Genomic DNA, 14,893 nt, shown 5'->3' with positions numbered 1-14,893 from the left:
AAGAGATAGAGCATGATGTCGTCCGAAAACCGCTCCACACTTTTCGGCATCATGCTCTAGACCCATGGCCAAAGGCATCATCATCCGCGAGGCGCATTTCCCGGGCAAGGCGCCGATCGAGGCCTATGGCAATGGCGGCTTCCGTTTTGCCGACATGTCGCATCGCGGCTCGCTGCTCGTCCTGCCGTCGGGCATCCATGGTTGGGAGCCGGCCGATCCGCTGGCGCTGAAGGCCTCGGATTTCGACAGGCTGTTCGCCGAGGCCGGCAGGGTGGAGATCCTGCTGGTCGGCATGGGCAAGGAATTGCGGCCGCTGCCGGCGGCGCTGCGCGCCGCGCTCAAGGAGGCCGGGATCTCGGCCGACCCGATGTCGACCGGGGCGGCGGTGCGGACCTACAACGTGCTGCTCGCCGAAGACCGTGCGGTGGCCGCTGCGCTGATCGCCGTCGACTGAATGGCCGGCACGTCCAACATCGTCAAGAATGGCGACGTCGTCATGGATGCGGTGCGCGCCGCCGACCATGACCGGTATCTGTCGGCGCTCTACGCGCCGGCCGACAGGCGCGACATGCTGCTCGCGCTCTACGCCTTCAACGCCGAGATCGCCGGCGTGCGCGATCGCATCCACGAGCCACTGCCGGGTGAGGTCAGGCTGCAATGGTGGCGCGACGTCATCGCGGCCGACGGGCCGGAGGAGACTGGCCATCCGATCGCCGATGCCCTGAAGGCCGCGATCGTCGGCAATCATCTGCCGAAATCCGCTTTCGACAACATGCTCGAGGCGCGCATCTTCGATCTCTATGACGATCCGATGCCGTCGCGGACCGACCTCGAGGGCTATTGCGGCGAAACGGCCGCTGCACTGATTCAGCTTGCGGCCATGGTGCTCGATCCGGTCGTGGCGCCGCGCTTCGCCGAACTGGCGGGCTGGGCCGGTTGCGCTCAGGCCATCACCGGCCTGCTGCTTCTGCTGCCGCTGCATCGTCGGCGCGGCCAGTGTTTCGTGCCCGCGGACATCCTGGCGGCCGCCGGCACGACGCCGGAAGAGTTCGTCAAGGGCGAGGGCGGGCCTGCCGCGGAACGCGCGGTCGCTGCGATGATCGCGCTGGCGCGGGACCATCTCAACGCCTTCGAGAAAGGCGCGCCGGCGCTTCCTGTCGCGCTGCGGCCTGCTTTCCTGCCGTTGGCGCTGACGCGCGCCTATCTCGACAAGATGGAGAAGGCGGGCGGGTCGCCGCTCGGCTCGACGACGACGCTCTCCACCCTGCGCCGCCATTGGCTGCTCCTGCGTCATGCGATGCGGGGCTGGACGCCCCTTTGACGTAAACGTCAATCATGCTAGGGATTCCGTCTATGTGGACTCGCGTCGAAGAAATGCGGGCCGCCGGAGGAGTAGCCTTTCCATGAGCCTGCCAGTCCTGGTCGTTCTTGTCGTGTTCGGCATCGCCTTGTCCGTCGCCGCCGTGCACTTCACCGGCGGTACGACGACCGCGACGCTTGCCGGACCGGATCAGGCGCTCGCACGCTTTGCCGAGGATTTTCCCGACGAAAAGCCGGGTGTCGTGCGGCTGACGGCCGACAGCCATGCCGCGTTCCTTGAGCTAGGCCCGCAGCGTTGCGGCATCGTCCAGAGCATAGGCGACTGTTTTCTGACGCGCATCGTCACGCCGCGAGACGTTCTGGCGCTGGCCAGGGAGGGGAATGTGGTGTCGATGCGGTCGAACGATTTCACCTGGAAGGGCGGCACGTTCGTCTTTGCCGACGAGGCCGGCGCGCTGGCCGTGGCGGCGGCGCTGCAAGGCCGTGATCAGATCCGAAAGGCTGCGTGATGGATGAGTATAATTTCCCGCAGGTCACCCAGCTTGCCATTCCGTTCTTCGTCGCGGCGATCCTGATCGAGCTCTGGCTGGTGCGCAGCGGCCGCGCCAAGGGATCGTTCGAAACGCGCGACACGCTGACCAGCCTGATGATGGGGACCGGCAATGTCGTCGCAGGCTTGCTGCTCGGCGTCGTGTCCTATTGGGCGCTGCTGTGGCTGTGGCAATTCCGCTTCTTCAATCTCGGCCTGTCGATCTGGGTGTTCGTCGCCGCCTCCCTGCTCGACGACCTGCGCTACTATATCTATCACCGCATCGCGCACCGGGTGCGATGGGTGTGGGCCGAGCACGTCAACCATCATTCCAGCCAGCACTACAATCTTTCAACGGCGCTGAGGCAAAGCTGGACGGGCCTGTTCACCTTCACCTTCATCCTGCAAGCGCCGCTGGTGCTGCTCGGCTTCCATCCTGCGGTGATCGCCTTCGTCTTCGGTTTCAACCTGGTCTGGCAGTTCTGGATCCACACCGAGACGATCGGCAAGACGTGGGGCTGGTTCGAATTCATCTTCAACGCGCTATCTCGACGCCAACTATGCCGGCACTCTGATCATCTGGGATCGCATGTTCGGAACCTTTGTCGCTGAACTGGAGGAAGATCGGCCGCGCTACGGAATCGTCAAGAATATCGGCACCTTCAATCCGCTGAAGGTGGCATTCCATGAATGGATCGGCATGTTCAAGGATGCGCTGGCGCCGGGGCTGACGATTGCACAGCGGTTGAACTATCTCATCCAGCCGCCGGGCTGGAGCCATGACGGCTCGCGCGATACGTCCGAGACGCTGAAGGCGGCTTATGTGCGGAGGAATCCGGGAGAGGCAGGAAAGCCCGGATTGCCAGGGATGGGTGCCGAGCCGGCGGAGTAAGACCCCTTCAGGATGGAGCGCTCGACCCGCCGTCTCGAATCAACGTCTCGTAGTCGCGACCGCCGTAGAAGATGTTGATGACGCGAACGACATCGCTTTCGACAACATAGGTGATGACGGCAGAATGCTCGAAAGGGACGGTTCGCAAGCCTAGTACGATATCGTCGCGAGTTCGGCCGCCGCGAGGGGCGTTGCCGACGTTCTGGCAGCGGTCTTCGATGCGCAGAACGAATTTCAACGCGACGTGAGGGTTTCCGCTAGCCTCGACTATGTGTCTGAAAATATTAGCGAGATCATCTCTCGCGCTTTGGCTGTATTCGACTTCAAGCCGCTGAATCATCGTCGGGGCTCGAATACTCGGCAAACAGCCCTTGAAGATGAGCGCGCACCTGTTCTCCTGAAAGGTTCGGCCTCTTGTCCTCGATCGAAGCTTTCACCCGCGCCCGGATCGATGCCATTCGCTCGGCATGTTCTTCCTCTTCGCGCTGGAAGGCGCGGAGCGCTGCGCGGACGACTTCGCTGGCGGAGCCGAAAGACCCGTCCTCGACTTTCTCGCGGATCATGCGAGCCATGGCAGGCGTGACGGTGATGGATAGTTTCTCGGCAGATTCCATTGACATCGCTCCATGCATAAAGTGTGATGATATCCTACTTTATATGCATGGCCAATGGGACAGAAAAGCTTATTCGGCTGCCTCAGCTCTGCCCGGCAGCCCCAACCATGCCCTGCATTCAGCCAGGGCGCGGGAGGTGATGGCATGCCTTTTGGCGACGGTCTTGTCCTTGCCGCGCAGGCGCTTGCCTTCGGTCTTCGGTGCTTCCACGGGTGGGAACAGACCGAAATTGACGTTCATCGGCTGGAAGGAGCGTTTGCCGGGCTCGTCGTCGGAGACGATATGGCCGCCGGTGATGTGGTTGAGCAGTGCGCCGAAGGCGGTGGTTGAGGGCGGCAGCGAGGGCGTCTGGCCGAGCCGTTCGGCGGCGGCGAAGCGGCCGGCGAGCAGGCCGATGGCGGCGCTTTCGACATAGCCTTCGCAGCCGGTGATCTGGCCGGCGAAACGCAGGCCCGGCCGCGATTTGAGCTGCAGCGACGGATCGAGCAGCGTCGGCGAGTTGATGTAGGTGTTGCGGTGCAGGCCGCCGAGACGCGCGAAGTCCGCGTTTTCAAGGCCGGGGATGGTGCGGAAGATGCGCACCTGCTCGGCATGCTTCAGCTTGGTCTGGAAGCCGACCATGTTGTAGAGCGTGCCCAGCGCATTGTCCTGGCGAAGCTGCACCACCGCATAGGCCTTGACCGTCGGGTTGTGGACGTTGGTCAGCCCCATCGGCTTCATCGGCCCGTAGCGCAGGGTCTCGACACCGCGCTCGGCCATCACCTCGATCGGCAGGCAGCCGTCGAAATAGGGCGTGCCTTCCCACTCTTTGAACTCGGTCTTTTGGCCGTCGAGCAGCGCCTGGACGAAGGCGAGATACTGGTCCTTGTCCATCGGGCAGTTGATGTAGTCCTTGCCGGTGCCGCCGGGGCCGACCTTGTCGTAGCGCGACTGGAACCAGGCCGTGTTCATGTCGATCGTGTCGAAATGCACGATCGGCGCGATGGCGTCGAAGAAAGCGAGCGCATCGGCGCCGGTCGCCTCGGCGATCGACTGCGCCAGCGAAGGCGCCGTCAGCGGGCCGGTGGCGATGATCGCCTGGTCCCAATCCTTGGGCGGCAGTCCCGGCACTTCCTCGCGCTGGATGGCGATCAGCGGATGCGCCTCTATCTTCGCGGTGACCGCATCGGAAAAGCCGTCGCGGTCGACCGCCAGCGCACCGCCGGCCGGAACCTGATTGGCGTCGCCGGCGCTCATGATCAGCGAGCCGGCAAGCCGCATTTCGGCATGCAGCAGGCCGACCGCATTGTTTTCGGCGTCGTCGGAGCGGAAGGAGTTCGAGCAGACGAGCTCGGCCAGACTGTCGGTCTTGTGGGCGTCGGTGCCGCGCACCGGGCGCATTTCATGCAGCACGACCGGAATGCCGGCCTCAGCGATCTGCCATGCGGCCTCGGAGCCGGCGAGGCCGCCGCCAATGACATGTACGGTTTTTTTGCTCATGAGCGCCGGAATAGTCGCTTGGCGGCACGATTGCAATTGCCGGCCAGCAACGGGCGAAGTGGGAAGCCTGCGCCAAAAACAACAACACCCGCCGGGGGAGGAGGTCCGGCGGGTGTCGTTTTGGGGGTCGATCCTCGGGAGGAGGTGAAGATCGACCTTATTCGCCATTGCCGGGGAGGAGGTCGGCTTTGACGAAATTCCTTTCGCCGTTTGAGGACGAAAATTCTTTTCGCCTTTGAGAAGGGGCGAAACCTTCGAAGACGAACTGCGTTCGCTTCGGGAACAACGCCCGCCGGGGGAGGAGGTCCGGCGGGCGCCGTTTCAGTGGTCAACCCTCGGGAGGAGGTGAAGGTTGACCGTATCCGTCAGGGTCGGGGAGGAGGTCGACCCTGGCGAAATTCCTTAGATCGCCTTGCGGGCGACCATCTTGATCTCGTCGCGAACGATGCCGAGATCATGGAGCTGGCGGTTCGAAAGCCGACCCAGCTCAGTAACGGTGTCGCGATAGACGCGCCAGTTACGATAGCTGCGGATCAGGTTCATTGTCGTTACTCTCTTCAAAACTGGTTCGGACCATTTGCGGTCCGAAGCGGATTAGACCGCCTTGCGGGCGACGTAGTGGATGTCGCTGCGGCTGATGCCGAGGTCGGTCAGTTCACGGTTCGACAGGCGGCTCAGCTCGGAGACGGTGTCCCGGTAGCGGCGCCAGTTGCGGTAGTTGCGGATCAGGTTCATGGTACTTCTCGTTTCGTCTTTGGTTCGGATCATTCCGTTTGCGTACGAACAGAAAATAGGTGGGATCATATCGGTTTAAAAGTGCCGTTGGCGCATGGCAGCAATGCAAATTGTGCAATGCAACATTAACGGCCATTCACGCCTGCGTCACAAAGAAGACCGAATCGGAAAATGCCGCCGCGTCAACGGCTTGGCTGTTCCGGCTAAGGAAATGACCAGGCTTCGGGGGGAAAGCATGGCGGGCTATGCAACACAGGTTAGGGCGGATATCGCGCGATGGCGGGAGGCCGGGCTGATCGATCCCGCCACGGCGGAGGCATTGACACGCGACGTCGCCGCCAACGAGCGGGCGTCACTGAGTTTCGGCTCCATCCTGGCGATGATGGCGGCGCTTTTGTTCGGCGCAGCGATCCTGATTTTCGTCGCCGCCAACTGGGAGGCCATCCCGCGCCTCGTTCGCGTGGCGGCCCTGTTTGCCGTCATCCTCGCAGGCTATGTCGGCGGTGCGGTGCTGAAGACGCGCGACCATGCCGCGGTCGGCGAGGCGCTGTGGATCGTCGCCGCCGCCGCCTTCGGCGGCTCGATCGCACTCATCGGCCAGATGTACCACCTCTCGGGCGACGAGGCCTCGGCGCTGTTGACATGGTGCGCCGGCACGGCGCTGGCGGCGGTGGCGCTGCGTTCCAACCCGCTGACCGTGGCGGCGGTCGGCATCGCCGACGCCTGGCTGGTCCTGAAGGGGTTCGGCTTCTACTGGCGCGCGGAGATCCCGCATCTCTTCATCGTCATGGCGGTCGTGCTGTTCGCCATTTCGTTCTGGACGCGCAGCCGGGCCGCGCGCCACCTCATCATTCTGTCTGTCATTTTCTATCTGGTTTTGCTGGCGACGGATCACGACACGCTGCCGGTGGCGGTTTCGCTGGCCGTCATATCGGCGCTGCTGTTTGCCGCTTCGGTCTTTACGGGCGATCCGATCGACAGGATCCTTCAACTCGGCGGCCGGCTGCCCTTGCACGCCTTGTTCGGCTTCCTCACCGGCATGGCGATCGTCCAGTTCGAGCTGGCGGATGAAAGCACCTACAACAGCGGTTTCGCCGTCGCCTCGATCGTGGCGCTTGCCGGCATCGTGGCGGCGATCATGCTGGCCGGCCGCGAGAGCAGGGGGCTGCGCTGGCTGGCCTATGCCGGCTTCGCCTTCGAACTCGCCATCATCTATGGCGTCACCTTGCGGTCGATGCTCGATACGGCCGGATTCTTCCTGGCCGCCGCCATGCTGCTCGGCATCCTGGCGCTGATCATCATCCGCGTCGAGAAACGCATGAGGGCGCCCGCCAAGGCAGGAGCAACGCCATGACCGGCAAGAAACTGATCATCGCGGCGCTGGTGCTGGCGCTCGTCCAGATCGGCTTCCTCAGTTGGATCATCGCCGGCCGGGCCGCGATCCTGCGCAACGGCAAGGAAGTGCTCCTGAAAGTCCAACCCGTCGATCCGCGCGATCTCCTGCGCGGCGACTATATCTCGCTCAACAACAACATTTCACGCATCCCGGTGAAGCTGATCGCCAATGTCCCGCAAGGCAAGTTCTCCAGCGATGACACATCGATCGTGGTCCAGCTGAAAAAGGGCGCCGACGGTTATTGGCAGCCAGCCGCGGCGTGGTTCGGCCGGGCGCCGGCGCCTGGCGGCCCGGACGAAGCCAACATTGGCGGACGCGTCGCGGAGGGCTGGGACCTTCGTGATCCGGAAGCGACGATCGCGCCGGACTACGGGATCGATCGCTTCTATGTGCCGGAAGGTGAAGGAATGGCGATCCAGAACGACATGCGCGTGCGGCCGTTCGGCATCAAGCTCGCGCTAGCACCCGACGGCACGGCACAGATCAAGGCGCTGATGGACGGTGACAAGACGCTGTTCGAGGAGCCGCTTTATTAGCGCCTTGGGTTGGCACCGACAGCGCCGATCCTCCTTCGCCAAGGCTTCGGAGGACACCTTCGGCTCTTCGAGCCTCAGGTGGGTGGCCTGCCATCCGAAGCTCGAAGAGCGAAGGATGGTGCGGATGAAGGGACTTTCTGAAGACCCGAAGGCCTTATGCTGCAAGGCTTTGCGTTCGTCCCGATGTACCGAAGTAGGCGTTCTTTTGTACCAATTTTCGTACCCCCACCGGGGGAAACTGCGCGTGTCCGTGTACGAAATAGGCCATACAGATTTTCGGTAGAAAGGTCCGCTGGTTGGCTGGGCCGAGCCCGCCGATCAGCGCTGAACCTTGCTTGTCTCAGCGATGATTTTGGGATTGGGGCTTATCGCTATCGTGTAGCTGAAGTTCGCCACGCCCTTTGCCTGCTTGTGTCTCGGGAGGCTGCGCACAATCCAGTCGTAGGTGCCCGAGACCATGCACTGATCATTGGCGCAAGTGACCATAATGCTGTTGTCGCGGACGTCGTAACCCCGCTCTGGCCATCGCTGGAAATAGCTTCTCTTGTCCTCAATGATTGAGTTTAGGTCTGTCCATTTGCCATAGTAATCGACGGTGGGTGCATAGGACGTCCGAACTTGAGCAAGAGCCAATTCGGCGTTGTCTCCATGATGCTCAATGAGCCCCTTGATGAAGGCCACTGCAGCACCCTCCAGTTGTTGCTTGGCGCTTGCGTCGAGCGCGGGCGGCGGCGGATTGGGCCTAGCGGGGACCTGGGATGTGTCCACTTCTGGCTGCGTCACCGGGACATTGGTCACTCGCAAGTCGGCCATTTCGCTGGCCGAAAGGTATCTCATGTCGGACCTGTCATAGCTCAAGGCTAGTTCCATGAGCTTTGGGTCCGCACCCATCTCGTTCATGTACGACATGATCTGAGCTGTTCCGGCCTGGACGCGAGCTACCGCTTCATCGGTGGACATTCCGCTATCAGGTGCGAAGGATGAGCGATGAACGCCAAGGGAACCCGGTTCGGCAACGCGGCGAACGCCACCCAGAAAGGCCAGCGAACAAGCCGAAACGCACTGCATTTGGCGAACCTGAAGCGTATCCAACCCCGCTGCGCGGATCATACGGCCCAATTGAATTGCGCTGCCGACACTGCCGCCGGGGGAGTCGAATACGATCACCGTGGCTCCGCTGCTCGCGACTGCATTGCTGAAAGCGGTCAGAGGTTCACTGTCACCGAATTCCCCGGAGACAACTAGGAATGTCTGCTGCCCAGGCGGCGAAACCGGCCTGTACTCTAGGGCTTCAGCCCGACACGTTGCTGCTGTGACAATTGACCCAACTGCGAGAATTAGAGAAACTGCACGCACAACCCAACAAAGCCCCAACCTACCTGCCGCAAGTAAGAACCTGTTAGTGGGCTATTTCAAGGGTCTTTGCTTGAAGTTGGACTTCATTTGGGGTCTCCTGCGATTTCAACATTGCAACATTTAAGAGCGGGGAGTCGTCGAAATGCTGCGTAAATTAGCGGGAACTGATGGGCAGCTTATTACCATTCCTGATGGCGCAAGAGGACTCCAGGGCACCGACGGTCACATGGTAGCTATACCTGCGGGTTGGAGGGGTCTCCAGGGAACCGACGGTCGCATGGTTGCTATCCCTCCGGGCGGAAGGGGTCTTCAGGGAACGGATGGCCGCATGGTCGCACTTCCGGCGGGCGGTCGTGGCCTTCAGGGAACCGATGGTCGGATGGCGGCGATCCCCGCAAATGGAAGAGGACTGCAGGGCACAGACGGGAGAATGGTGGCCATCCCCGCTGGTTGTCGGGGGCTGCAGGGGCCTGATGGCCGGATGGTGGCAATAAAGCCGGGGAAACACGGCGTCCCTGATGTCAAGGGCAGGATGCGCAACAAGCCTTAAAATTGGAATGTCCTTCTAACGTCGGATCAGGCAGACTCGCCGACATGTGCAATCTTTACAATATCACCACCAGCCAAGACGCCATCCGCGAATGGACCCGCGCTCTGCGGGACATTCTGGGCAACCTAGAGCCCTCGCTCGATGTCTATCCAAACACGCTAGGCCCAGTAGTTCGCAATGCCTCCGATGGCCAGCGCGAGGTCGCCAATCTCTTATGGGGGATGCCGTCACCTCCTGAGCGAGTGAAAGGCAAGGCCGACTACGGGACCACCAACGTTCGCAAGACCAACTACTTCCATTGGCAGCAGTATCTCGGGATCGAACATCGTTGCGTGGTGCCAGTGACGAGTTTCGCTGAGCCGAGCCCCAAACCGAACGACAAGGACCCGGAGACCGGCATTCAGCGGAATTGCTGGTTTGCTTTGAACGGTGACCGCCCGCTATTCTTCTTCGCTGGCCTGTGGACCCCTTGGCACGGTGTGCGGAAGGTGAAGGATGGTCCCGGCGATCACGAGCTCTACGGGTTCCTGACGACCGAACCCAATGCTCTCATCAAGCCGATACACGAGAAAGCAATGCCGGTGATTCTGACGACGCAAGAGGAAACCGAGACTTGGCTGCGTGCGCCTTGGTCAGAAGCCTGCCACCTTCAGCGCACAGCTTCGGATGGTGCTTTGGTGATCGTCGAGAAGCCAACGACACAAATCAAGTTTCCACTACAGGGCGCCTCAAGCACAAAGGGCCAGCTCTCGCTGTTGTAATGCGACCTCATTCCAGATCGATGAAGTCATCGTCGCCAAAATCAACAGCGTCGTTGCCAACGTGAATACTCGCGGGCCTTCCGGCCTCATGGAACCAAAGATCCACAATCTTTGTGTCATCGCTGCTTGGTCGGGGTGACGCCTCCCGCACCTTGAAAGTCGTCGGCAGGTTGACCGAGGTGCCGAACACGAGAGCATGCTGCTTGGGAAGCGAAGGGAGCCGTTTAAGAACTGCATCGGAAATGAATGGAGTCATTTGACGAATCTGCGAGAGATCATCTGGGTTTTGAATGCGGTGCACGACGAAATTAGAGCACTGACTGAGGACTGTCTTAGACAGTTCGCTAGGTCGCTGCGAGGCGAGTACAACGAACATCCCGTACTTCCGCCCCTCTTTGGCAATCCGCTCAAATCCCTTGGTGGCATCGACCGCATAGCGCGATGGCGTGGCTCCGATGTATCGGTGGGCCTCTTCCAGCAGCAGATGTATGGGAAATCGATTCCTGGGGTCGGCTCGCCTTAGCAGCTTGAAAAGCATCCGAGCCGTCACAGAGCTTACCAGTTCGATCACCTCATCCTCAACGTCGTTCATGTCAAGAATGATTATCTGGCTCCTCTTAATGACGAATGTGCCTTCGCTCTCTAGTCCCAGAAGGTGAGTGAGAAAGGCCTTTGGAGATGGCGCTTCGGCCAATTCCGAATTGCTGTGCCGGAGAAAGGCGTACTCTGCCCGATCCTTCAATGACTTTAGACGGGTCACCATTGATGAGCAGTAATCGCGGATTTGGCGGTTGCCGTGAGCTTCCTCGTAGAGGATTGCGAAATCCATGCACTCTTCAAGATCTTCGAATGCGAAGGGTGTGTGGTCGTAAGACGGAAGATGGATGTTTTGCTGTACTCTGACGCGAACCTGCGCGAGGAAGTCCTCCTGACTATTGGCTCCGCTGAAATTACCATATTGGAGGTTGGGGTTAAACCGGTTCAGCAGCGCCATATTGAGATTGGGAGTGGGATACTTTTGCAAAAGCGACACGACCCGCTGGAATTTCGTGACGGGCGAATCGCCATCAGCTCCCCGAAAGCACTCGACGATGCAGGTGGCGATGAAATGCTCTTTGATTTGGAGGCCTGCGATGGAGCTGCTGCGGAATAGGCTTGTCAGACCAAGCGCCATTCTGAGAACCGGCAATTGGGTCCTCTCGCTGGCCTGGAGCAACAGTTCCCATTCCGACATTTCTAAGTACCAATGTGGGAGGCGGAAGCCAGTTGCCGCCCCGTTGAGGACGACGCGCTCAACGCCGATCCGGCCCGCTCTGGCCAGGGGCTCGAATGCAGCTCGGTACTCACCGTTCACGTCAAAGACAACAAACGTCGCGCCCCGCGCATGATGCTCATCCGGCTTCTCGAACAACGACTGAAGGATGGATGCAACCGTGCATGACTTACCACTGCCGGTATTTCCGAGGATTGCGACGTGGCCACCAAAGAACTCATCCAGGTGAACCTTCACTTCATAGTCCTCGAAGATCACCGACTTACCTATAGAAAGCACGCGATATCTGGTGGCATTGGGCGGGTTGGGGACTCCGCCATTGAACCCAACTGACGGTTCAATAGCCGATTGCGTCTCAAAAATGCGATCCAGCTCATGATCCAGCGCGTAGAGTGCATCGGCGTAGAGCGACGGAAAGACCGACACGCCGAAGCGGAATGTTCCGCCGCGCGCAGGCAGCATGCCGACCGGCACCACATCCAGAAATTTGGAAGAGCCCGCCCGATCGAAGTCTGAGCGCTCGTCTGTCCGGCTTACATCCCTCTCGCGTAACCCAACGACCTCAACGACCACATATTCGGACTGGCTAGGAATCATAAGAAACGAGCCTAGCCTTGCGACATAGTGAACGTCATCAAAACCAACAACCGTGAAGTTGTCCGTGCCTGCGTGCATCTCAACGATGAAGCGGTCGGCGGCGACAGACACTAGCTTCCCCACCGCTCGCTTGCGATCATCGTTGCTCATTCGTCTTCATCCTTCGGCAGCGGTGCCATCTCCAGTATGGCCTTTCGTACCGCCTCATCGATCCGGTCGCTCGGGCGCTGCGGCATGAAATGTTCGACGATGGTATCGAAATAATGCGCGCGAGAGCCATCGACTGGCCCATCGCCCCCAATTATCCAAATCCTTGGGTCACGAAGGCCGCGGAGCTTGGCGATGTCGCCCTCGGTATCTGGTGAAGCAAAAATGATAAGGCGAAACGTTGGGATAGTGAGCGCCTGATAGATGATGTTGTTTATGTGCTCGTCGCCAAACGCATATCCGGCCGTGATTAGCACGCTCTGTTCGCGCACAACGCGCGACTGGAACTCGCGAAAAAGGTCTGCATAGGGCGAAGCAAGTGACGCATTCTGTTTTGCTGGCGTCGGATAGATTAGCATGCGCTTCGGGTCACTCTGGGGCCAAGCCTCCCGGATGGGGAACAGCCCGTGGTCATCTTCCGTCCAGGTCACCGATCCGTGAAGCTTGCAAAGGTATACGAACGCATCGACCGCCGCCCATTTTCGACTTCCAACATCAAGTTGTTCAGCAAGAGCGTAGCGGAAAGTAGCTGGATTAAATCGACGTTCAATTATACCGCTGAAGCCATTTGCGTAGGGTATCCCCAGACGGTCCATAGCCGTCTCATTGAATACGTCATAATTCGTTGTGAAAACCCAAGGCCTCGGTAGAGAACGGTCGCGAAGGACCAGCTTCTTATAGAAGCGTTCGTACAAGTCCCGCACTTCGGTGTCGCCTTTGTTGAAGGCGCCATCAGTTAGGCGGGACCACAAGAAAGACTGCACCTTTCCGATGATACTGCTGATCAGATCGCGTTGAGGCCAATGAGAGGATTTCCCGCTCTGACGAAGCAAGAAGCGCTGACTGAAGAGAACCTCCATCAACCGCTCTAGGTTGCGGTTATACCCGCTTTCCAGGTCGATGCCTAACTCGGTCAGGTACTCGTACTCAGGCTTTGACAACCGCCAAGGTGCAGGCTTGGTATCGGGTTCGGTCTCTTGGCCGACGGATTGGGACCGAAGCAGAACGTCTGCGCCGTCCTCTCCTGTTACGAAATACCCGCCGCCATCGCTTGGTTCGTTGATATCCGCGCTTGCATCGTCATCTAGGAAACCAGCTTCTGCGAAATCGGTCGCCATCGAAGCAATTGTTTCTCCACAAAACTCTTTCGCCAGTGGCGCCATCGTCGGGATGCCAAGCTCGATGCCACCCTTCATGAGTGACGAGCATCCCGCACCCAACAGGAAGGCAATGTTCTTGGCGTTCAGCGCCTCTGAAATCGCTTGGCGCGCGCTATCAATCCCCTTGCTCCAGTCCATATTGGATGGTTCAGCGTCACCGTTTCGCAAAAAAGCGAAAGTTCTGACGCTTCGGTTTCCCCCCTCCATTTATTCCTATCCTATCTCTGATTCTAATGCCCAAGGGCGCTGTGCAAAAGTATAGGCTTTATTGCTAAGGAAAGCATTCGCTCCCGATATAGCGCAACAAAAGTGACACTGCCTCATCATCTTCAGGCGTCGGCCTCCGAACTTTTCCCACTGCGTCTGTCCACTTTGGTCAGAAGTGAACTTAAGTCTCATCTCGCCACACGATCCGCCGGATTGTCTTTATTTCAGCAAGCCGCCTAACCCGAATGCCCTGTCTCTCTCGTGCCGATGGATTTTGTGTCTCGGCGTGCATGAAGTCGTTCTTGCCGCACCGTTCGCAACTCATTTTGACCCCCACCAGCTCGGTCTCGATGTCCCCAAAGATTTCCCCCAGATCGCTCGGTTGATACCATCGTTTGACGTTGCAGAGCCCGCAACGAACAAGCACGAGCTGCCCGATCTCATGGGCATTGCTGAGCTTCCAGGCGCTGCCGCGCTTCCGTCTTCCACCAGTGTCGGGCATGCGTCCAAAATAGGAACTCATTCCTCGTTCAGTCAATTCGGCCTTGACAATTATGTTCCGTTTTTGTTCACTGTGGGAGTGAAGCGTTTTGGAGTGACTGCCATGGACCACATTGTGACGCTGGACAGCCGCCAAGAGGCCGCCCTTCAAGCCACCGCCGATAAGTTCGTTGCCCTCCATAAGGGCGATGCGATGAAGGCGCTCAAGGAAATGATCGTCCTCAATGGGCACCTTCAGAACCGTCTTGACGCAGTCTCGGCACCTCGCCGGGCAAGCCGTTAGGAGGGCCGGTTGTGGGAAGCTATCATCTGGACCCGGAAGCCAAAGCTGAGCTGCATTCTGAGGCGGTCAAGCTGGTCGCCAAATATGAGAGTCCCCTGGAGACTGTGAAGGCGCTCATGGCCTACAACTGTGAGCTGGAGAACCAAATCCTCGCCCTCTCTCACAGGCATCCTGGGCTCTTGGTGATCAGCTATGACGACACGCCGCCTAGCATCGGGTAATTGCCATGCGGACCGGAAGCATCGTCCCCGAGCAAAAGACCCCGAAGCTGATCGTTGTCACCGCATTCGACCGCGATGAGAGCGGCGAGCTACAGCCAGTCTACGGACCAGCCGAGCAGCAGAGCGAAGACCGTGCCGTAAGGACCGCAAAGGCTCTGGCGGGGAAACACGCGGGGGCCATCGCGTGGTCGCGGGAAGCAAACCCGGCGATAGGCGAGTACGGCGACCCGACGACACTCTTCGTAGGTGGCGACGTGCCGGATATGGAATGAGCCG

16 protein-coding genes and 1 pseudogene are annotated in these 14,893 nt (G+C 59.8%); 9 read left to right on the top strand and 8 right to left on the bottom strand.

Annotated elements, in window-relative coordinates:
- The first annotated feature begins 64 nt into the window (after positions 1 to 64).
- The 4 genes and pseudogenes from FJ418_RS10450 to FJ418_RS10435 all read left to right on the top strand — a co-directional run bounded on the left by FJ418_RS10450 (position 65) and on the right by FJ418_RS10435 (position 2,741).
- On the top strand, positions 65 to 454 hold the full coding sequence (locus tag FJ418_RS10450) for an Mth938-like domain-containing protein (protein WP_140646714.1): 390 nt from the start codon (positions 65 to 67) through the stop codon (positions 452 to 454).
- Positions 455 to 1,321 (top strand): phytoene/squalene synthase family protein, encoded by an 867-nt coding sequence (locus tag FJ418_RS10445; RefSeq protein ID WP_246683004.1) that lies wholly within the window; start codon positions 455 to 457, stop codon positions 1,319 to 1,321.
- 82 nt (positions 1,322 to 1,403) lie between these two features.
- Positions 1,404 to 1,829, top strand: coding sequence for a hypothetical protein (locus FJ418_RS10440; RefSeq protein ID WP_140865282.1), 426 nt, complete (start codon positions 1,404 to 1,406; stop codon positions 1,827 to 1,829).
- Positions 1,829 to 2,741 (top strand): annotated as a pseudogene (locus tag FJ418_RS10435) (sterol desaturase family protein). Before FJ418_RS10440 ends, FJ418_RS10435 begins: the two are co-directional and overlap by 1 nt.
- Positions 2,742 to 2,748: 7 nt before the next feature.
- Here FJ418_RS10435 and FJ418_RS10430 read toward each other — a convergent pair.
- From FJ418_RS10430 to FJ418_RS10410, 5 genes are all read right to left on the bottom strand, one after another.
- Positions 2,749 to 3,081 carry a type II toxin-antitoxin system RelE/ParE family toxin gene (locus FJ418_RS10430; protein ID WP_181166897.1) on the bottom strand — a complete coding sequence of 111 codons (333 nt, stop codon included), beginning with the start codon at positions 3,079 to 3,081 and terminating at the stop codon, positions 2,749 to 2,751.
- Positions 3,065 to 3,355 (bottom strand): type II toxin-antitoxin system ParD family antitoxin, encoded by a 291-nt coding sequence (locus FJ418_RS10425; protein ID WP_140646717.1) that lies wholly within the window; start codon positions 3,353 to 3,355, stop codon positions 3,065 to 3,067. Before FJ418_RS10425 ends, FJ418_RS10430 begins: the two co-directional genes overlap by 17 nt.
- Before the next feature lie 69 nt (positions 3,356 to 3,424).
- Complete coding sequence (gene trmFO, locus FJ418_RS10420) at positions 3,425 to 4,834, bottom strand: methylenetetrahydrofolate--tRNA-(uracil(54)-C(5))-methyltransferase (FADH(2)-oxidizing) TrmFO (protein ID WP_140865280.1); 1,410 nt, start codon at positions 4,832 to 4,834, stop codon at positions 3,425 to 3,427.
- Positions 4,835 to 5,236: 402 nt separating this feature from the next.
- On the bottom strand, positions 5,237 to 5,377 hold the full coding sequence (locus FJ418_RS10415) for a DUF1127 domain-containing protein (protein ID WP_084508100.1): 141 nt from the start codon (positions 5,375 to 5,377) through the stop codon (positions 5,237 to 5,239).
- A 51-nt stretch (positions 5,378 to 5,428) separates the two neighbouring features.
- The gene (locus FJ418_RS10410) at positions 5,429 to 5,569 is read right to left on the bottom strand and encodes a DUF1127 domain-containing protein (protein ID WP_006335194.1); all 141 of its coding nucleotides are present in this window, start codon (positions 5,567 to 5,569) and stop codon (positions 5,429 to 5,431) included.
- Between the two features lie 235 nt (positions 5,570 to 5,804).
- On the opposite strand from FJ418_RS10410, the gene FJ418_RS10405 reads away from it, so the two are divergent.
- Together FJ418_RS10405 and FJ418_RS10400 are read left to right on the top strand one after the other, a co-directional pair.
- Positions 5,805 to 6,923 (top strand): DUF2157 domain-containing protein, encoded by a 1,119-nt coding sequence (locus FJ418_RS10405; RefSeq protein ID WP_140865278.1) that lies wholly within the window; start codon positions 5,805 to 5,807, stop codon positions 6,921 to 6,923.
- Positions 6,920 to 7,501, top strand: coding sequence for a GDYXXLXY domain-containing protein (locus FJ418_RS10400; protein WP_140865276.1), 582 nt, complete (start codon positions 6,920 to 6,922; stop codon positions 7,499 to 7,501). Before FJ418_RS10405 ends, FJ418_RS10400 begins: the two co-directional genes overlap by 4 nt.
- A gap of 318 nt (positions 7,502 to 7,819) precedes the next feature.
- On the opposite strand, the gene FJ418_RS10395 is transcribed toward FJ418_RS10400, so the two are convergent.
- Complete coding sequence (locus FJ418_RS10395; RefSeq protein WP_140865274.1) at positions 7,820 to 8,668, bottom strand: hypothetical protein; 849 nt, start codon at positions 8,666 to 8,668, stop codon at positions 7,820 to 7,822.
- A 783-nt stretch (positions 8,669 to 9,451) separates the two neighbouring features.
- On the opposite strand from FJ418_RS10395, the gene FJ418_RS10390 reads away from it, so the two are divergent.
- Positions 9,452 to 10,168 carry an SOS response-associated peptidase gene (locus FJ418_RS10390; protein WP_140865272.1) on the top strand — a complete coding sequence of 239 codons (717 nt, stop codon included), beginning with the start codon at positions 9,452 to 9,454 and terminating at the stop codon, positions 10,166 to 10,168.
- A gap of 7 nt (positions 10,169 to 10,175) precedes the next feature.
- Here FJ418_RS10390 and FJ418_RS10385 read toward each other — a convergent pair whose 3' ends face one another.
- Both FJ418_RS10385 and FJ418_RS32175 read right to left on the bottom strand, forming a co-directional pair.
- A complete protein-coding gene (locus FJ418_RS10385; protein ID WP_140865271.1) occupies positions 10,176 to 12,188 on the bottom strand; it encodes an ATP-binding protein in 2,013 nt (670 codons plus the stop codon).
- Positions 12,185 to 13,543 carry an SIR2 family protein gene (locus FJ418_RS32175; protein ID WP_246683003.1) on the bottom strand — a complete coding sequence of 453 codons (1,359 nt, stop codon included), beginning with the start codon at positions 13,541 to 13,543 and terminating at the stop codon, positions 12,185 to 12,187. The genes FJ418_RS10385 and FJ418_RS32175 overlap by 4 nt, the downstream gene beginning before the upstream one ends.
- 355 nt (positions 13,544 to 13,898) lie before the next feature.
- Between FJ418_RS32175 and FJ418_RS32355 the strand changes: the two genes are divergently transcribed.
- Both FJ418_RS32355 and FJ418_RS10365 read left to right on the top strand, forming a co-directional pair.
- Positions 13,899 to 14,396 carry a hypothetical protein gene (locus FJ418_RS32355; RefSeq protein WP_246683002.1) on the top strand — a complete coding sequence of 166 codons (498 nt, stop codon included), beginning with the start codon at positions 13,899 to 13,901 and terminating at the stop codon, positions 14,394 to 14,396.
- 226 nt (positions 14,397 to 14,622) lie between these two features.
- Positions 14,623 to 14,889 (top strand): hypothetical protein, encoded by a 267-nt coding sequence (locus FJ418_RS10365; RefSeq protein WP_140865269.1) that lies wholly within the window; start codon positions 14,623 to 14,625, stop codon positions 14,887 to 14,889.
- Positions 14,890 to 14,893: the final 4 nt, after the last annotated feature.

This window comes from Mesorhizobium sp. B2-8-3, assembly GCF_006440815.1.
GTDB lineage: Bacteria > Pseudomonadota > Alphaproteobacteria > Rhizobiales > Rhizobiaceae > Mesorhizobium.
The sequence above is the reverse complement of the archived record's forward strand: the minus strand, read 5'-3'. Positions and strand labels throughout refer to the sequence as shown.